Source organism: Streptomyces sp. NPDC079141 (assembly GCF_040686775.1).
In the GTDB taxonomy this organism is placed as follows: domain Bacteria; phylum Actinomycetota; class Actinomycetes; order Streptomycetales; family Streptomycetaceae; genus Streptomyces.
The window spans coordinates 235,537-252,731 of the sequence record NZ_JBFBLP010000002.1; the positions used below are offsets into that span (position 1 = coordinate 235,537).

The 17,195-nt window shown below is 72.2% G+C and carries 14 protein-coding genes, 1 pseudogene and 1 riboswitch; of the genes and pseudogenes, 7 read left to right on the top strand and 8 right to left on the bottom strand.

Annotation, left to right across the window (positions count from 1 at the left end; translation table 11 throughout):
• Window positions 1-173 precede the first annotated feature (173 nt).
• From AB0Q90_RS06150 to AB0Q90_RS06170, 5 genes are read right to left on the bottom strand one after another with little or no spacing between them, the layout of a single operon-like run.
• Window positions 174-998, bottom strand: a complete 825-nt coding sequence (locus AB0Q90_RS06150) for an ECF transporter S component (protein ID WP_363159589.1) — start codon at window positions 996-998, stop codon at window positions 174-176.
• Complete coding sequence (locus AB0Q90_RS06155) at window positions 995-2,839, bottom strand: ATP-binding cassette domain-containing protein (protein ID WP_363159588.1); 1,845 nt, start codon at window positions 2,837-2,839, stop codon at window positions 995-997. Before AB0Q90_RS06155 ends, AB0Q90_RS06150 begins: the two co-directional genes overlap by 4 nt.
• Window positions 2,836-3,933 (bottom strand): energy-coupling factor transporter transmembrane component T, encoded by a 1,098-nt coding sequence (locus AB0Q90_RS06160; RefSeq protein WP_363159587.1) that lies wholly within the window; start codon window positions 3,931-3,933, stop codon window positions 2,836-2,838. The genes AB0Q90_RS06155 and AB0Q90_RS06160 overlap by 4 nt, the downstream gene beginning before the upstream one ends.
• Window positions 3,926-4,558, bottom strand: a complete 633-nt coding sequence (locus AB0Q90_RS06165; RefSeq protein WP_363159586.1) for an SCO2322 family protein — start codon at window positions 4,556-4,558, stop codon at window positions 3,926-3,928. Before AB0Q90_RS06165 ends, AB0Q90_RS06160 begins: the two co-directional genes overlap by 8 nt.
• Window positions 4,555-5,772, bottom strand: coding sequence for a prenyltransferase/squalene oxidase repeat-containing protein (locus AB0Q90_RS06170; RefSeq protein ID WP_363159585.1), 1,218 nt, complete (start codon window positions 5,770-5,772; stop codon window positions 4,555-4,557). Before AB0Q90_RS06170 ends, AB0Q90_RS06165 begins: the two co-directional genes overlap by 4 nt.
• A 133-nt stretch (window positions 5,773-5,905) precedes the next feature.
• A riboswitch (cobalamin riboswitch) is annotated at window positions 5,906-5,975 on the bottom strand.
• Between the two features lie 78 nt (window positions 5,976-6,053).
• On the opposite strand from AB0Q90_RS06170, the pseudogene AB0Q90_RS06175 reads away from it, so the two are divergent.
• Window positions 6,054-6,754, top strand: a pseudogene (locus AB0Q90_RS06175) (phosphotransferase).
• On the opposite strand, the gene AB0Q90_RS06180 reads toward AB0Q90_RS06175, so the two are convergent.
• On the bottom strand, window positions 6,751-7,758 hold the full coding sequence (locus tag AB0Q90_RS06180; RefSeq protein ID WP_363159584.1) for a PP2C family protein-serine/threonine phosphatase: 1,008 nt from the start codon (window positions 7,756-7,758) through the stop codon (window positions 6,751-6,753). The pseudogene AB0Q90_RS06175 and the gene AB0Q90_RS06180 overlap by 4 nt on opposite strands.
• Window positions 7,759-7,943: 185 nt before the next feature.
• Between AB0Q90_RS06180 and AB0Q90_RS06185 the strand changes: the two genes are divergently transcribed.
• Entirely contained in the window at window positions 7,944-10,040 is a 2,097-nt protein-coding gene (locus AB0Q90_RS06185; protein ID WP_363159583.1) for a hypothetical protein, read from the top strand.
• A gap of 46 nt (window positions 10,041-10,086) precedes the next feature.
• Here AB0Q90_RS06185 and AB0Q90_RS06190 read toward each other — a convergent pair whose 3' ends face one another.
• Window positions 10,087-11,109 (bottom strand): MBL fold metallo-hydrolase, encoded by a 1,023-nt coding sequence (locus AB0Q90_RS06190; RefSeq protein ID WP_363159582.1) that lies wholly within the window; start codon window positions 11,107-11,109, stop codon window positions 10,087-10,089.
• A gap of 121 nt (window positions 11,110-11,230) precedes the next feature.
• Here AB0Q90_RS06190 and AB0Q90_RS06195 point away from each other — a divergent pair, with 121 nt between their 5' ends.
• Together AB0Q90_RS06195 and AB0Q90_RS06200 are read left to right on the top strand one after the other, a co-directional pair.
• A complete protein-coding gene (locus AB0Q90_RS06195; protein WP_363159581.1) occupies window positions 11,231-12,688 on the top strand; it encodes an aldehyde dehydrogenase in 1,458 nt (485 codons plus the stop codon).
• Between the two features lie 5 nt (window positions 12,689-12,693).
• Entirely contained in the window at window positions 12,694-12,927 is a 234-nt protein-coding gene (locus AB0Q90_RS06200; RefSeq protein WP_363159580.1) for a ferredoxin, read from the top strand.
• A gap of 232 nt (window positions 12,928-13,159) precedes the next feature.
• Here AB0Q90_RS06200 and AB0Q90_RS06205 read toward each other — a convergent pair whose 3' ends face one another.
• Complete coding sequence (locus AB0Q90_RS06205; RefSeq protein ID WP_363159578.1) at window positions 13,160-13,777, bottom strand: TetR family transcriptional regulator; 618 nt, start codon at window positions 13,775-13,777, stop codon at window positions 13,160-13,162.
• Between the two features lie 209 nt (window positions 13,778-13,986).
• On the opposite strand from AB0Q90_RS06205, the gene AB0Q90_RS06210 reads away from it, so the two are divergent.
• The 3 genes from AB0Q90_RS06210 to AB0Q90_RS06220 are packed head-to-tail and all read left to right on the top strand — an operon-like array spanning window position 13,987 to window position 17,176.
• Window positions 13,987-15,381, top strand: a complete 1,395-nt coding sequence (locus AB0Q90_RS06210) for a glycosyltransferase family 4 protein (RefSeq protein ID WP_363159577.1) — start codon at window positions 13,987-13,989, stop codon at window positions 15,379-15,381.
• Window positions 15,375-16,109, top strand: a complete 735-nt coding sequence (locus AB0Q90_RS06215; RefSeq protein WP_363159575.1) for a class I SAM-dependent methyltransferase — start codon at window positions 15,375-15,377, stop codon at window positions 16,107-16,109. Before AB0Q90_RS06210 ends, AB0Q90_RS06215 begins: the two co-directional genes overlap by 7 nt.
• On the top strand, window positions 16,106-17,176 hold the full coding sequence (locus AB0Q90_RS06220) for a prenyltransferase (protein WP_363159574.1): 1,071 nt from the start codon (window positions 16,106-16,108) through the stop codon (window positions 17,174-17,176). Before AB0Q90_RS06215 ends, AB0Q90_RS06220 begins: the two co-directional genes overlap by 4 nt.
• Window positions 17,177-17,195: the final 19 nt, after the last annotated feature.

Here is a 17,195-nt window from a genome sequence, read left to right on the forward strand (position 1 = left end):
GTTGTGGTCGTATGTGGGGTACACGCTTCTCGTGTGACGTGGCTCTCAAAGTGCAGGTCAGAGGCCGTTATGGCGTGGACATGGCGTCCGGTTTGTACCACTAGGGCGGATCGTAGGTGATGTGGGTCATGTGGGGTGGTTCACCATGATCCTCACCGCGTGTGCGTGACCCCCTACGCAGCGGGAGCGTCGAATGTGACCGGCGCCTCGAAGGCCGCCCGGCGGGTGGCCCGGCGCAGGCCGCGCAGGAGCGTCGGGCCGACGGTGAGGGTGAGGACGACGGTGACGATCGCCCGGCCCAGGTCCCAGCCGACGGAGGTGGTCAGGCAGTACGCGACGAAACGGGCCAGGTTCGTGTGGACGCCGTCGTCCGGGTCGAAGGCGATGTTCGAGGCGAGCTCGTGCATGAAGGGCCAGCCCTGCATGTTCATCGCGGTGCCGTAGGCGAAGGCGGCCAGGAAGCCGTACGCCGCCAGCATCCGGGTCTCGGCGCGGCCGCGCAGCCGGTCCGCCCCCGGCAGCAGGCCCGCGCCCATCGTGAACCAGCCCATCGACAGCATCTGGAACGGCATCCACGGGCCGACCCCGCCGGTGAGCAGCGCGGACGCGAACATGGTGACGTTGCCCAGGACGAAGCCGAAGCCCGGGCCGAGCACCCGGCCGCTCAGCACCATCAGGAAGAACATCGGCTCGATCCCGGCCGTGCCCCCGCCGATCGGGCGCAGCGCGGCGCCCGTCGCGGCGAGGACGCCCAGCATGGCGACCGCCTTCGGGCCGAGGCCGGACTCCGAGACCGCCGCCGCGGCGACGGCGACCAGCAGGATCAGCAGGCCCGCGAAGAGCCAGGGGGCGTCCTGGGTGTGGGTGCCGACCGTGGAGGTGGGCGGGGTGAGGAACGGCCAGCCGAAGGCGACCACGCCGATTCCGCTGACCAGGGTGAGGGCGGCGATCGAACGGGGGGCGAGGCGGACGGCTTTCGGCCGTGATGTCCTCGTCATGCCAGGGCCTCTCTGACCTGGGCGACCGTCAGCCACTTCTGCGGGGCGAGGATCTTGCTGACCTGGGGGGCGTAGGACGGGGACGCCACTACTACGTCCGCGGCGGGGCCGTCGGCGATCACCTCTCCCTCGGCGAGCAGGACGACACGGTGGGCGATCTCGGCGGCCAGCTCCACGTCGTGCGTGGCCAGGACGATGGTGTGGCCGTCGGCGGCGAGCTCGCGCAGGAGCGTGACCAGGCGGGCCTTCGCGGCGTAGTCCAGGCCGCGGGTCGGTTCGTCCAGGAGGAGCAGGGGCGGGCGGGAGGTGAGGACGACCGCGAGGGCGAGGGCTAGGCGCTGGCCCTCGGAAAGGTCGCGGGGGTGGGTGTCGTCGGACACGCCGGGGAGGAGGGCGGAGACGAGGTGGCGGCAGGTGCCGGGGTCTGCGTGGGCGTCCCTGTCGGCTGCGGTGCACTCGGCTTCGACGGTGTCGGTATAGAGGAGGTCCCTTGGTTCCTGGGGGACCAGGCCGACTCGGCGTACGAGGTCCCGGGGGGCCGTCTTGTGCGGGACGGCGCCGCCGACTCGGACTTCTCCGGTGGTCGGTTGTACGAGGCCTACGAGGGAGGCGAGGAGGGTGGATTTTCCGGCGCCGTTGCGGCCCATGAGGGCGACCGTTTCTCCGGGGGAGAGGGTGAGGTCGATGTGGGTCAGGGCCTGGATTTGGTCGCGGCGGATGGATAGGGCGCGGATTTCGGCGGTGTGGGGGGTGGTGGGGGTGCTGGTCGGGCTGGGTTTGCGGCGGAACGGTCGGCGACGGGGCGATGGTGGGTTTGCGTTGCCCGGCGTTGACAGGGTGCCGTCGGTTGCGGTGCCGGGGTGGGTGCGCTTGCCCGCGCTTGCGAGGTGCCGCCTCTCTTTGGCAGCGGGGCCGCCCCAGGCGGCACGCATGCCCGCAGGCTCGGCGGTAGCGGCGGCGTCAGCGGTGCGCGTGCCCGCAGGCTCGGCGGTAGCGGTACGTATGTCCGCGGGCTGCGCAGGCTGATCTGCCAGTCGGGCTCTGAGGGCCGTTGCCTGGCGGCGGGCGTCTCTGACCGTCAAGGGGAGGGGGGTCCAGCCCGCCAGGCGGCCCAGGGCCACGACCGGGGGGTGGACCGGGGAGACGGACATCATGGCCGCCGGGGTGCCCAGGGTGGGGGGTGCGCCTGGGGTGGGGAGGAGGGCGACCTGGTCGGCGTACTGGATTACTCGTTCCAGGCGGTGTTCTGCCATGAGGATGGTGGTGCCGAGGTCGTGGACGAGGCGTTGGAGGACCGCGAGGACCTCCTCCGCGGCGGCCGGGTCCAGGGCCGAGGTCGGCTCGTCGAGGATGAGGACCTTCGGGTGCGGGGTGAGGACCGAGCCGATCGCCACCCGCTGCTGCTGGCCGCCGGAGAGCGTGGCGATCGGGCGGTTGCGGAGGTCGGCGAGGCCCAGCAGGTCCAGGGTCTCCTCCACGCGGCGGCGCATCACGGCCGGGGCGAGGCCCAACGACTCCATCCCGTAGGCGAGTTCGTCCTCGACGGTGTCCGTCACGAAGTGGGCGAGCGGGTCCTGGCCCACCGTGCCGACCACGTCCGCGAGTTCGCGCGGCTTGTGGGTGCGGGTGTCGCGGCCCGCGACCGTGACCCGGCCGCGCAGGGTGCCGCCGGTGAAGTGCGGGACGAGACCGCTGACCGCGCCGAGGATCGTCGACTTGCCCACGCCCGACGGGCCGACGAGGAGGACGAGTTCGCCCTCCGGGACCTCGAAGTCCACGCCCTGGACGGTGGGTTCGGCGGCGCCGTCGTACGTCACGGAGACGTTCTCGAAGCGGATCACGACGGCTCCTTGAGAGCGGGGGTGGGGGCGAGGAACGCGGGGAGCAGGCCCAGGAGGATCGCCGCCGCGGGCCAGAGGGGAAGGGTTGGGGCGACCGGGGGCACCACGCCCGGGTCGAGCGCCTCGGGGTCGACGGAGGCGGCGAGGGTCAGCAGCGCGGCGACCGCGGCGCCGGAGCCCGTGACCAGCCAGGCGCGGAGGTCCCACATGTCGGGGCGGTAACGGGTGCGGGGGGTGCGCCGGCCGCCGAGGCGAAGGCCGGCGAGGGCCGCGGCGACGCCGGCGAGGAGCACCGGCATGCCGTACGTGCCGCCCTCCGCGGTGAGCAGACCGTAGGTGCCCGCGCAGACGCCGAGCAGACCGCCGAGGGTGAGGGCGGCGGTCGTACGGCGGACCGGGGCGGGAACCTCGGCGGTACGGCCGTAGCCGCGGGCGTCCATCGCGGCGGCGAGGGCGACGGAGCGTTCCAGGGCGCCCTCCAGGACGGGCAGGCCCACGTGGAGCAGGCCGCGTATGCCCTTGTCGGGGCGGCCTCGGAGGCGGCGGGCGGCGCGTACCCGCTGGACGTCGGCGATGAGGCTGGGGGCGAAGGTGAGGGCCACGACGACCGCCACGCCCATCTCGTAGAGGGCGCCGGGGAGGGACTTCAGGAGGCGGGAGGGGTTGGCGAGGGCGTTCGCCGCGCCCACGCAGATGAGGAGTGTGGCGAGTTGCAGGGCGTCGTAGAGGGAGAACAGGAGGCCTTCCGCGGTGACCTTTCCGCCCAGGCGGATGCCCTGCGCCCAGTCGGGCAGCGGGACTTCGGGGAGCGTGACGAGCACGTGCGTGCCAGGGACCGGGCTGCCGAAGACGACGGCGAAGGTGAGGCGAATGAGCAGCACGGCGAGGGCGAGTTTGACGAAGGCGCCGTAGGAGCGGGACCAGGGGGTGGGGCGGCGGCAGGTCGCCACGACATAGGCGGACGTGGCGACGAGGAGGCCGAGGAGGAGGGGGTTCCTGGTGCGGGTCGCCGCGACACCGAGGGCGAGGGCCCAGAGCCACCAGGCGCCGGGGTGGAGGCCGCCCCGGCTGCCGGTGGCTATGGGATTACGCATTCTTCCGTCGGCGGGACTGCCACACCGCCGCCCCTCCCAGGGCCGCCACCCCCGCAACTCCGGCCCACAGGCCCAGTGACGGGCCTTCGCTGTCGTTGCTCTTCTCCCGCGTCGGCTTCTTGTCCGTGGTCGTCACCTGCTCCCCGCACCCCTTCCGGGGATACCCCGAGATGGCGCACAGCAGCGCGTTGCCGTCGTAGCGCAGGGGTTTGGCGACCGAGGCGAGGGCCTCCGCCGTGGTCGCGTCGGGGTCCACCGTCGCGCAGGCCGTGCGGGGCGCCGGCGGGGTCTCGCCGGACGGGGCGTCCTCGGGCGTGCCGGAGTCGATGACCAGCGCCACCCGCTTCCTGCCCTCCTGCGCCGGGGTCCTGGCGCAGATCGTCGCGAAGTTCGCCGCGCTGCGCGGCCGGGCCGCGTCGCCGGAGTCCTCGCTGACCGAGAAGCGGAAGCCCTGGACGTCGCCGTCGGAGGGCACGGCGGTGGACGGGCCCTGGGTGGCGTACGTCCACTTGTCGCCGGAGCGGTCCCAGAAGGACCAGTAGCGGTAGCCGACGGCCTGCGCCGGGGCCGCGCCCGCCCAGAGGACGAGCGCGGTCAGCAACAGTGCGCAGGCGCGCCGGATCACGGCTGCTGCCCCTTGTTGCGGGCGCTGATCAGGAAGCCGATGCCGATACCGCCGACGAGACCGACGCCGATGATCCACCAGACGCTGACACCACCGTCCTCGTCCTTCTTCTCGTCGGCCGGCTCCGCGCCCGTTGCCCGCTGCTGCGGCTCCGGTCCCGTCGAGTTGAGCTGCGTCACCAGGTCCGTACCGCCGAAGTCACGCGGGTTCGCGCCCGCCGCGTCCGCCGCGAGGATCAACTGGGCGTAGGCGGCCGGGCCGTTCTGCTTCGCCCAGTCCGCGGAGTTCTGCTCCAGCCAGGTCAGGGGCTTCTGTGCCGCCTTCGGGCCGCCCGTCACGGCCAGTGCGACGACCGCGTCCGCCGTGTTGCCGTAGTCCGGCTGGTCCTCGGCGCCCGCGAGGGCGGACTTGAGGTAGCCGTCCTTCTTCATCGTCTCGGCGAGGTAGGACGCGCCGTTGGCAGCCGCCTGGTCCGGGTCGAGCTCGGTGGTGTCGGCGCAGGAGAGGTCCGTGTCGGCGGCCGCCTTCGCCGAGGCCATGCTCATGCCCTTCATGCCCAGCACGGCCGCGGCCGTCGCGTCCGCGTTGGCGGCCAGCTTGCCCTTCTTGTCCGGCTGGTAGGCGAAGGCGCCGCCGTCGTCGCAGGGCAGGGCCAGCTCGCGCAGGGCGTCGTAGGGGGACTTGCCGCCGTTGTCCACCGTCTCCGGGTCCTGGCCCACGGCGTTCAGCGCGCCGATGACCAGCGACGTCGAGTTGGCGTCGCTCGGCCCGCCGGGCATGTAGCCCCAGCCGCCGTCCTTGTTCTGCACGGTCTTCAGCCACTTGACGGCTGCGAGGGCGTCGTCCATGAGGCCGCCGCCGTCGGCCTCGGCCAGCGCCTGTGCCGCGACCGCCGTGCTGTTGGTGTCGACCATGACCTTGGCGTCACAGGCCTTGGCGGGCTCGGCGCGGAAGGCGGCGAAGGCGCCGGTCTGGCACTGCTGGCCCAGCAGCCAGCCGACGGCGTTGGTGGCGGGCAGGACGCCCGACTTGACCTGGGCGATCAGCGCGAGCGACTGGCGCCACACACCGTCGTACGTCGGGTCCGAGGTGCCGTAGAGCCCGGACGGGATCGCCACGGACGGAGACGGGGACGGGGACGCGGCCACGGCAGGCGTGGCCATGCCGATCACGACGGTGGCGGCCAGGACCGCGGCGCTGCGGCGGACGTTCATGATCGGCGGATGCCTCTCCCTGATGGGAGCCGGGCAGCACGGGACACACCCCGGGCGGCTCGGCTCCGTAGACCTCGACGGTGCCGTACGCCGACGGGTTGCCGACGCACGTGAGCCCTTCACGATCCGTACGGGGCAGTCCGGCTCACAGACTCGGTCTGCTCACGGTTGCGGGTCAGCGCCGGATTTGCACCGGCTTCCCCCCGTACGGGCGTGATGACGACGCGGCCACTCTACCGGCCCGTAAACATGCGGCCATGGGGGCCGGTAGGTTCACGGCCATGCAGATCACGGGGAGACTGCTCGGCTCGGGGCGAGCGGCGGATGTGTACGAGATCGACGAGGCGTGGGTGCTGCGCCGCGACCGGGAGGGATGGGGGAACGCGCTCGCCGAGGGCGCCGTGATGGAGCACGTACGCGCGCACGGCTACCCGGTGCCCCGGGTGCGGCTCGCGGACTCCTCGCGCACGGAGCTGGTGATGGAGCGGCTGTCGGGGCCGACGATGCTCCAGGCCTTCGGCGAGGGGCTGATCGGCACGCGCGAGGCGGGGGAGATGCTGGCCGGGCTGCTGCGGCAGCTGCACACCGTTCCGGCCCGGCACTCGGCCGGCGCCCGGATCCTCCACCTCGACCTGCATCCGGACAACGATGGGGGTCCCCCCGGCTCGAACGAAGTTGAGAGCTGGGGGAGCTGACCCCGGACGGCCCGCGGGTGATCGACTGGAGCAACACCGAGGAGGGCGAACCCGGCCTGGACTGGGGCATGTCCGCGGTGATCCTCGCTCAGGTCGCCGTCGGCACCGAGGAGTTCGCCGCGACCGCCCGGGAGGGACTGGCCGGGCTGCTCGCCGACCCCTTCGCGCTCACCGAGGACGGCCTGGCCGAGGCGCTGCGGCGGCGTGCGGTCAATCCGACGTTGAGCGCGCGGGAGGTCGAGGTTCTCGGGGAGGCGGAGGCGCTGATCCGGACGTTCCTGCCCTAGGTCACCGGGATCGCCGCCGACACCCCGGTCGGCTGGCACAGCACCAGGGTCAGGTCGTCGTAGGGGGCGCCGCCGGTCGTGTGGGTGAGGAAGCTGGTGTGGAGGTGGTCCAGGGCGTCGTCGGGGAGGGGCTCGCGCAGGGCTCGGGTCACCTCGGGGAGGAGGGGGAACGAGGTGCCGTCGGGGTTGCGGGCCTCGGTCAGGCCGTCGGTGTACAGCAGGAGACGGTCGCCCGGCTGGAGCCGTACGCGGTACTGCGGCGGATCGGGGTGCAGGCCCAACGGCGGGGTCGGCACCGCCGGTTCGAGGAGTTCGGTGCGCTGGCCGGAGCGTACGGGCGCGGGGTGGCCGCAGTTGACCAGCCGGACCTCGCCCGCGGCGAACTCGGCGAGCACGGCCGTCACGAAGTCCTCGGGGCCGAGTTCCGGGGCCAGCCGCTTGTCCAGGCCGGTGACCAGCGCGGGCAGGTCGGGTGCCGTGTAGGCCACCTCGCGGAAGGCGGTGAGGGTCGCCGCGGTCAGCCGCAGCGCCTCCAGGTCGTGGCCGCGGACGTCGCCGACGAGGACACGCAGGCCGAACGGCGTCACGGCGACGTCGTAGAGGTCTCCGCCGAGCGTCGACTCGGCGGCGGCGCTGACGTAACGCGTGCACACGTGCGTGCCGGACAGATTGCGGGAGATGGGGCGCATGATGACCCGCTGGGTGATCCGGGCCACCTCGCGGGCGCCGTCGAGCGCCGCTTCGAGCATGCTGCGCCGGCGGGCCGCGTAGAGCGTGACCGCGCAGCCCGTCACGAGCCCGCCGAGGCGGAGGGCGAAGTCGGCGTGCAGCAGCACACCGTGGCCGAGGCCCGCCGCCACCGCGAGCGTCACCGCCGCGCAGGAGGCGAGGAAGGTCTGCCGGACGCTCAGCCAGGCGCAGGCCAGCAGCGGACCGATCAGCAGCAGCGTCACCAGGGTGAACAGGTGCATGCCCGTCCCGCTGTCCAGGCCATTGGCGTCCATCGGTTGCCCCCCTTGCTCCCTCTCGCCCCGCACGCGTTGACCGAATATCCCTCATCCGACCCTCACGGAGAGTGACTTGTCGGTCATCGATCGAATAGGCGCATGCCTGCCGCCTTTTGTGCCTCTTGCTTCCGGTTCGCGGGCAACGCGCCAACCGGCCCCCGGATGGCGCGAGACTGTCCGGTGTGTCGGGGAAGTCGAGGGAACCGGGCAGGGGAACGCCGGGCAACCTGCCGCCGGAGGCGCACGGATTCGTCGGCCGGTCGGCCGAACTGGCCTGGCTGGCAGCCGAGTTGGCGTCCGAGGGCGGGGGCCGGGCGGTGAGCCTGGTCGGCCCCGGCGGAGTCGGCAAGACCGGCCTCGCCCTGCGCGCAGCGGGCCGTGCGCGGGAGGCCTACCCGGACGGCGCATGGCTGGTGGAGCTGTCCGCGCTGCACGCCGAGGGCCTGGTGCCGCTCGCCGTGATGGAGGCGCTCGGTCTCGCCGACGGCACCACGCGCCCGGCGGCCGAGGCCGTCGTCGCCTGGGCACGGGACAAACGGCTGCTGCTGATCCTCGACTCCTGCGAGCATCTGCTGGCGGACTGCGCCGCCCTGACCGCCGAACTGACGGCCGCCGCACCCGGCGTACGCGTCCTCGCCACCAGCCGCGCACGGCTGGGGCTGCCGCAGGAGCGGACCCTGACCGTCGACCCGCTGCCGGTCGGCGATCCGGAGACCGGCGAACAGGCCGACGCGGACGCCCTGTTCGCCGAACGGGCCGCCCGTGCCGTGCCCGGCTTCACCCTCGACGCCGCCACCCGGCGGCCGGTCGCCCAGGCCTGCCGCAGCCTCGACGGCGTCCCCCTCGCCATCGAACTCGCCGCCGCCCGCCTGTCCGAACTCCCGCTGCCCGAACTGCTCTCCCGCCTCGGCGCCCGGTCCTCCCGCTTCGACCTGCTGACCTCGGACAGCGCGGAAGGACTGCCGCGCCACCACGCCCTGCGCACCACGATCGGCTGGAGCCACGAGCTGTGCGCCCCGCTGGAACGACTGCTGTGGGCCCGGCTGTCCGTCTTCGCGGGGAGCTTCGCCCGGGACGCCGCCACCCGGGTCTGCGCGGGCGGCCCGCTCCCCGCCGAGCAGGTGGAAAGGCTCCTGGACCGGCTCGTGGCCTGCTCGATCGTGCAGCCCGACCATGCCGATCCGGCCCGCTTCCGGATGCTCGACACCGTCCGCGAGTACGGCGCCGACTGGCTGTGCGAACTGGGCGAGGAACAGGCCGTACGGCAACGCCACCGCGACTACTACCGGCGGCTGGCCCGCGAGGCCTGGAGCGAGTGGAACGCCGGGCGGCAGGTCCACTGGAGCAGATGGGCCCTCGTCGAGCACGCCAATCTGCGCGGTGCTCTGGACTGCGCCCTGGACGGCCCGGACCGGGACCTCGCCCTGGAGATGGCGGGCGACATCGGGTTCGTATGGCGGCACTGCGGGCATCTGCGCGAGGCCCGGCACTGTCTCGACCAGGTGCTCGCCCACGACCCGCCGCCCGGCCCGGCGCGCACCCGCGCACTGTGGGCGCGGGGAGCGGTGGCCATCGTCCAGGGAGACCTGGACACGCTGGCCCGCTTCGTGGCGCGGTGCGCCGACGAGGCCCGGGCGGAGGCCGACCCGGCGGTGCAGGCCGCCGCCATGTATCTGGAGGGCAGCCGGCTGGTGCTGAGCGGCCTTCCGGACGAGGCGGCCGCGATCCTGACCACCGCTCCCCGAGTCCCGCCGCGGGCGGACGGATTCGGGGCCGTCCAGCTCCAGTTGCGGCTCACCCTGGCCTTCGCGCACCAGCTGCGCGGCGAGCACGAGGCCTCGCGCGCCGTCGCCGTCGAGGTACGCGAGGCCTCCGGCGAACGCGGGTCCTGGGAGGGTACGGCCGCCGACTACCTCGTCGCCCAGAGCGATCTGGTCCGGGGGGACGCGTCCGCCGCCGCGCGCAGCGCCCGCAGTGCGATCGCCAACAGCGCGGCGATCCGCAACGTCGTCGTCAGCGCCATCGCCCTGGACGCGCTGGCCGCCGCGCTCCTCGCCACCGGAGAGAACCACCGCGCCGCCCGCGTCCTCGGCCTCGCCACCCACGTCTGGGAACTGACCGGCGGCGACCAGATGAGCTCCCCCGACCTCCTCGCCGCCCGCCGCTCCCACGAACTCCGCCTGCGCGCGGCGATCGGCGACGCGGCCTACGAGCGGGCGTTCGCGGAGGGGCGCGCCATGTCGTACGAGGAAGGGGTGGAGTACGCGGCGAGCGGGTGATGCGGTGCCCGGTGAGCGGGTGATGCAGCATGCGGCGAGCGGGTGATCAAACGGCCACGTACGCCACCGGCTCGCCCCCCGCCACCGCCTCCGCCCGCCCCAGCTTCACCAGCCGCCGCAGATGCGCCTCGGCCTCCGAGACGGCGATGTTCCGTGATCCGTAGGGGATTTGGTCCCAGGGTCGGTTCCACTCCATCCGTTCGGCGAGCTGCCAGGGAGTGAGCGGCTCGGCGAGGAGGGCGAGCAGACCGGTGAGGCGGTCCTCGTGATGGACGAGCAACTCCCGTACCCGCGCGGGTGCGTCGGTGAAGGCGTGCTGGTGCGCCGGGAGGATCTCGGCGGGGGCGATCCGGCCGACCCGCTCCAGGGAGTCGAGGTAGTCGCCGAGGGGGTCGGTGACGGTGTCGTCGTCCGGGTCCTCGTACAGGCCGATGTGCGGGGTGATCTCGGGCAGCAGATGGTCGCCGGAGAACAGGCGCCCGTGGCCAGGCAGTTGGGCCGGGTGCTCCTCCTCCAGGTGCAGACAGACATGGCCGGGCGTGTGACCCGGCGTCCAGATCGCCCGCAGGCGGCGCCCGGGAATGCCGAGGAGTTCGCCGGGGACGATCTCGCGGTCGGGCAGGGCGGGGGAGAAGCCCGGCAAGGCGCGCCGGGCCGTGCGGAGGGGTGCCACATGCGCGTCGGGGGCGCCGGCCGCCGTGAGCTTGTCCGCCATGTACGCGAACCAGCGCTCGGGCCGCGCCTCCCGCGTACGCCGGACGATCGCCGCGTCCGCCGCATGCATCGCCACCCAGGCGCCGGAGGCCTCGCGGACCTTGCCCGACAGGCCGTGGTGGTCGGGGTGATGGTGGGTGATCACCACACCGTGGACCTCCCCGGGCGAGGTGCCGCAAGCCGTGAGTCCCGCGGCGAGGGCGTCCCAGGAGCCGGGGTCGTCCCACCCGGTGTCGACCAGCACCGGCCCGCGATCGGTGTCCACCACGTACACCAGCGTGTACCCGAGGGGGTTGGCCGGGATGGGCACCCGAACCGACCGTACGCCCCCGCCATGATCGTACGTATGCGTCATCTGCCCTCCGCCTCACGGCCATTGCCCACTATAACTAGAACTGGTATCAGTTCTGAAACAGTGTCAGAAATCAAGCGGACGACCACAGAAACCCGCTCCAGCTCCGCAGGAGGCGTCGGGCATGACCGAGCTCGTGGAACACGGACAGCTGTTCATCGGCGGGGAGTTGACCGACCCGCTCGGCAAGGACGTCATCGAGGTGATCTCGCCGCACACCGAGCAGGTCATCGGACGTGTCCCGCACGCCTCCTCCGCGGACGTGGACCGGGCCGTCGCGGCGGCGCGCAGGGCGTTCGACGAGGGGCCCTGGCCGCGCACGAGCCTCGACGAGCGCATCGAGATCGTCACCCGTATCAAGGACGGCATCCTCACCCGGCACGAGGAGATCGCCCGCGTCATCTCCTCCGAGAACGGCTCCCCGTACTCCTGGAGCGTCCTCGCCCAGGCGCTCGGCGCGATGATGGTGTGGGACGCGGCGATCACGGTCGCGCGGAACTTCACCTACGAGGAGAAGCGCGACGGAGTGCTCGGGAAGATCCTCGTGCGCCGCGAGCCGGTCGGGGTCGTGGCCGCCGTAGTGCCCTGGAACGTCCCGCAGTTCGTCGCCGCCGCCAAGCTCGCGCCCGCGCTGCTCACCGGCTGCACGGTCGTGCTCAAGCCGTCGCCCGAGTCGCCGCTGGACGCCTATCTCCTCGCCGAGATCGCGAAGGACGCCGGGCTGCCCGACGGCGTGCTGTCGATTCTTCCGGCCGACCGTGAGGTCAGCGAGTACCTGGTCGGGCACCCGGGCGTCGACAAGGTGTCCTTCACCGGGTCGGTCGCGGCGGGCAAGCGCGTCATGGAAGTGGCGTCCAAGAACCTCACGCGCGTCACCCTCGAACTGGGCGGCAAGTCCGCCGCCGTCGTCCTGCCGGACGCGGACGTCGGGACGACCGTCGCCGGTGTCGTCCCGGCCGCCTGGATGAACAACGGCCAGGCGTGCGTGGCCCAGACCCGGATCCTGCTGCCGCGCTCGCGCTACGACGAGTTCGCCGAGGCCTTCGCCGCGGCGGCCGGCGCCCTGGTGGTCGGCGACCCGCTGGACCCGGCCACCCAGGTCGGCCCGCTGGTCGCGAAGCGCCAGCAGCGCAGGAACCTCGACTACATCCGCATCGGCCAGGAGGAGGGCGCGAAGATCCTCACGGGCGGGGGCCGCCCGCCGGGCCTGGACAAGGGCTGGTACGTCGAACCGACCCTCTTCGGCGACGTCGACAACTCCATGCGGATCGCCCGCGAGGAGATCTTCGGCCCGGTGATCTGCCTGCTGCCCTACGGCGACGAGTCCGAGGCCGTGAAGATCGCCAACGACTCCGACTACGGGCTCAGCGGCAGCGTGTGGACCGCCGACGTCGAGCGCGGTATCGACGTCGCCCGCCGGGTCCGTACCGGCACCTACTCGGTCAACACCTTCAGCCTCGACATGCTCGGCCCGTTCGGCGGCTACAAGAACTCCGGACTGGGGCGCGAGTTCGGGCCGGAGGGGTACGGCGAGTATCTGGAGCACAAGATGATCCACCTCCCGGCGGGCTGGGAGGCGTAGGGAGGATGGGAGACCGCTGGCATGTCGAGGTCGACCGGTCGGTGTGCATCGGCTCGGCCCAGTGCGTCCACCACGCCCCCGACGGCTTCCGCCTCGACACCGGCCGGCAGTCCCATCCGGTCGAGGCGGAGACCGACGCGAACGAACGGATCCTGGCGGCGGCGGAGAACTGTCCGGTGGAGGCGATCGTGATCAGCCTGCTGGGGAGCGGAGAGCCGGTGTTTCCGCCGGAGGAGTAGGTGTTCCTGCCGGAGGAGTGGGCGTTCCTGCCGGAGGAGTGGGTTCGCCCGGATTTTCCCCGAAAAAGTTTGCTATCGGGGGTTCCCTATCCGGCCAGAAGTTCTATTCTGGAGTTAGGCCTACGAGGCGAGTAGTGCAGTACTCCGAACCGGAGTAGCCGACAAGGGCGGAAAGCAAACGCTTACGCCAATGCCGACGTCGACGGTCCGGAAGGCCCGTCTCGTAGGTCGTTCACGTGTCCGCGGGCGCCGTGAGGTCGATCAGCCGGCAGACCGTCTCTATGTCGATCTTCACCTGGGCGATGGAGGCCCGCCCCGACAGCCAGGTGATCAGCGCTGAGTGCCAGGTGTGCTCGATGACGCGGACGGCGGACAGCTGCTGCGGCGTCGGGTTCTCCTGGCCCATCGCGTCCAGGATGATCGCGGTCGTCTGCCGGGAGACCTGGTCCACCTCGGGAGAGACGCTGCGGTCCGCGAAGGTCAGGGCGCGGACCATGGCGTCCGCCAGATGCGGCTCGCGCTGGAGCGCGCGAAAGGCCCGCATCAGCGTCTCCGCCACCCGCTCCGACGCCGTGTCCCCGGCCGGCGGCTTCTTCCGCAGCGTGCCGTGCATGTGCTCCAGCTGGTCCTGCATCGTGGCGACCAGCAGATGGATCTTGGACGGGAAGTAGCGGTAGAGGGTGCCGAGGGCCACCTGCGAGGACTCGGCGACCTCACGCATCTGCACCGCGTCGAAACCGCCCCGGCTGGCCAGCTGCGCGCTCGCGTGCAGAATGCGACGGCGGCGCGCCTCCTGCCGCTCGGTGAGGGGCGGAGAGGCGGGGCGTGCGCTACTTGCTTCCGCAGGCATGGATCCCGTTCCGTGACAGTCGGTGAGGCTTGGTGATCACACAGAGCATGCCAGGCCTCGGCCGTGGCGTGAATCACCTGATCCACCGCTCCCAGCACCGCTACCTGCCGGTAGATTCAGAGCCTCTTGAACGATCAAGTCTGTAACTTGTTCTAGATTAGCGTCCCGGCGTAATCTCGCGGGAAAGTGCAGGGAGAAGGGGGCCTGGAGTGACCGCTGAGGCCAGTCAGGCGGGTCCCCCCGAGGGTCCCGCGGCAGACGGCGAGCGACCGCTCGACATCGCGCTTCTCACCTACAAAGGGAACCCGTTCTGCGGCGGCCAGGGCGTCTACGTCCGCCACCTCTCCCGCGAGCTGGCCCGCCTCGGCCACCGGGTCGAGGTCATCGGCTCCCAGCCCTACCCGGTCCTCGATGAAGGGGTCCCCCTGGTCGAGCTGCCCAGCCTCGACCTGTACCGCTCGCCCGACCCCTTTCGCACCCCCAAGCGGGACGAGTACCGCGACTGGATCGACGCCCTCGAAGTGGCGACGATGTGGACCGGCGGCTTCCCGGAACCGCTGACCTTCTCGCTGCGCGCCCGCCGCCATCTGCGCGCCCTGCGCGGCCGGTTCGACGTCGTGCACGACAACCAGACGCTCGGCTACGGCCTGTTGGGCGACATCGGCGCCCCCCTGGTCACCACCATCCACCACCCCATCACCGTGGACCGGCAGTTGGAGCTGGACGCCGCCGAGGGCTGGAAGCGCCGCTACTCCGTACGCCGCTGGTACGCCTTCACCCGCATGCAGAAGCGCGTCGCCCGCCGGCTGCCCTCCGTGCTCACCGTCTCCGGCACCTCGCGCACGGAGATCGTCGACCACCTCGGCGTCCGCGAGGACCGCGTCCACGTCGTCCACATCGGCGCCGACACCGACCTGTTCAAGCCGGATCCGTCGGTGCCGGTCGTACCCGGCCGCATCGTGACGACGTCCAGCGCGGACGTCCCGCTCAAGGGCCTGGTCTTCCTCGTCGAGGCCCTCGCCAAGGTGCGCACCGAACACCCCGACGCCCACCTCGTCGTCGTCGGCAAGCAGCCCACCGAGGGCCCGGTCGCGCAGACCGTCGAGCGCTACGGCCTCGAAGGCGCCGTCCGCTTCGTCAAGGGCATCTCCGACGCCGAACTGGTCGACCTCGTCCGCTCGGCCCAGGTCGCCTGCGTCCCCTCCCTCTACGAAGGCTTCTCCCTCCCGGCCGCCGAGGCCATGGCCACGGGAACGCCGCTCGTCGCGACGACGGGCGGGGCGATCCCCGAGGTTGCCGGCCGCGACGGGGAGACGTGCCTGGCGGTCCCGCCGGGGGACGCGGGCGCGCTGGCCGCCGGGCTGAGCCGGCTTCTCGGCGACGCGGAGTTGCGGGCCCGGCTCGGCTCCGCCGGGCGCGAGCGGGTACTGCGGCAGTTCACGTGGGCGCGAGCGGCGGAGGGAACGGTGGCCCACTACCGCGAGGCCATCGCCCGTTCCCTGGGGGCAGCATCCGCGGCTCCGACGGGGGGCGCACCTGTGGCTACAGGTGCTCCAGAAGTTGTTGACGTTGTATCCGATCGCGAAAGCAGGGCCACGTGCTGACCGTCGACTTCTCCCGGTTCCCGCTCGCCCCGGGCGACCGTGTCCTGGATCTCGGCTGCGGAGCCGGCCGGCACGCGTTCGAGTGCTACCGGCGCGGCGCCCAGGTCGTGGCCCTCGACCAGAACGGCGAGGAGATCCGCGAGGTCGCCAAGTGGTTCGCGGCGATGAAGGAGGCCGGTGAGGCCCCCGAGGGCGCCACCGCCACCGCGATGGAGGGCGACGCCCTGGCCCTCCCCTTCCCCGACGAGTCCTTCGACGTCGTGATCATCTCCGAGGTCATGGAGCACATCCCGGACGACAAGGGCGTCCTCGCCGAGATGGTCCGCGTGCTCAGGCCCGGCGGCCGGATCGCCATCACCGTCCCCCGCTACGGCCCCGAGAAGGTCTGCTGGGCGCTGTCCGACGCCTACCACGAGGTCGAGGGCGGCCACATCCGCATCTACAAGGCGGACGAACTGCTCGCGAAGATCCGCGAGGCCGGCCTCAAGCCGTACGGCACTCACCACGCCCACGCCCTGCACTCCCCGTACTGGTGGCTGAAGTGCGCGTTCGGCGTCGACAACGACAAGGCGCTGCCGGTGCGGGCGTACCACAAGCTGCTGGTCTGGGACATCATGAAGAAGCCGCTGGCGACCAAGGTGGCCGAACAGGCCCTCAACCCGCTCATCGGCAAGAGCTTCGTGGCGTACGCGACCAAGCCCCACCTCCCCCGGGTGGACGCCAAGTGACCACCCCCCGGACAGAACACCTCGTCCTGCCCGGGGTCCTCACCGCCGAGCAGGCCGCCGCGACCGTCGCCGGACTGCTCGCCGTACAGCGTGAGGACGGCGCGATCCCGTGGTTCCGAGGCCACCACCTCGACCCGTGGGACCACGTCGAGGCGGCCATGGGCCTGGACGCGGCCGGCGAACACGACGCCGCCGAGCGGGCCTACGACTGGCTGGCCCGGCACCAGAACAACGACGGCTCCTGGTACGCGGCCTACGCCGACGGAGCCTTCGACGACGTCACGGACCGCGGGCGCGAGACCAACTTCGTCGCCTACATAGCCGTGGGCGTCTGGCACCACTACCTGTCCACGGGCGACGACACCTTCCTGGACCGCATGTGGCCCACCGTCTACGCGGCGACCGAGTTCGTCCTTCGGCTCCAGCAGCCCGGCGGACAGATCGGCTGGCGGCGGGACGACGACGGCACGCCGACGGCGGACGCGCTGCTGACCGGGTCCTCCTCGGTCCACCACGCGCTGCGGTGCGCGCTCGCCATCGCCGAGCAGCGCGAAGAGCCGCAGCCGGACTGGGAGTTGGCGGTCGGCGCCCTGCGGCACGCGATCCGGCGGCACCCGGAGCGGTTCCTGGACAAGAACCGCTACTCGATGGACTGGTACTATCCGGTCCTGGGCGGTGCGCTCACCGGCGCCGAGGCGAAGGCGCGCATCGAGGAGTCCTGGGACGCCTTCGTCGTCCCCGGACTCGGCGTGCGCTGCGTCGTCCCCAACCCCTGGGTGACCGGCGGCGAGTCCGCCGAACTCGCCCTGGCCCTGTGGGCGGTGGGCGAGTCCGACCGCGCCCTGGACATCCTCCAGTCGATCCAGCACCTGCGGGACGAGGAGAGCGGCCTGTACTGGACGGGCTACGTCTTCGAGGACGACGCGATCTGGCCGCGCGAGCTGACGACATGGACGGCGGGGTCGCTGCTGCTCGCGGTCGCCGCGCTGGGGGGCCATGAGGCCACCTGCCAGGTGTTCGGCGGCGACCTCCTGCCGGCGGGGCTGGACCCGGACTGCTGCGCCTGAGAGTTCGGGGGTTTTGTCG

What these genes read in the sequence shown, in the direction of transcription:
- AB0Q90_RS06150 (WP_363159589.1), bottom strand. Translation starts at nt 998, where the DNA reads ATGACGAGGACATCACGGCCGAAAGCCGTCCGCCTCGCCCCCCGTTCG.
- AB0Q90_RS06160 (WP_363159587.1), bottom strand. Translation starts at nt 3,933, where the DNA reads ATGCGTAATCCCATAGCCACCGGCAGCCGGGGCGGCCTCCACCCCGGC.
- AB0Q90_RS06170 (WP_363159585.1), bottom strand. Translation starts at nt 5,772, where the DNA reads ATGAACGTCCGCCGCAGCGCCGCGGTCCTGGCCGCCACCGTCGTGATC.
- AB0Q90_RS06180 (WP_363159584.1), bottom strand. Translation starts at nt 7,758, where the DNA reads ATGGACGCCAATGGCCTGGACAGCGGGACGGGCATGCACCTGTTCACC.
- AB0Q90_RS06190 (WP_363159582.1), bottom strand. Translation starts at nt 11,109, where the DNA reads ATGACGCATACGTACGATCATGGCGGGGGCGTACGGTCGGTTCGGGTG.
- AB0Q90_RS06195 (WP_363159581.1), top strand. Translation starts at nt 11,231, where the DNA reads ATGACCGAGCTCGTGGAACACGGACAGCTGTTCATCGGCGGGGAGTTG.
- AB0Q90_RS06200 (WP_363159580.1), top strand. Translation starts at nt 12,694, where the DNA reads ATGGGAGACCGCTGGCATGTCGAGGTCGACCGGTCGGTGTGCATCGGC.
- AB0Q90_RS06205 (WP_363159578.1), bottom strand. Translation starts at nt 13,777, where the DNA reads ATGCCTGCGGAAGCAAGTAGCGCACGCCCCGCCTCTCCGCCCCTCACC.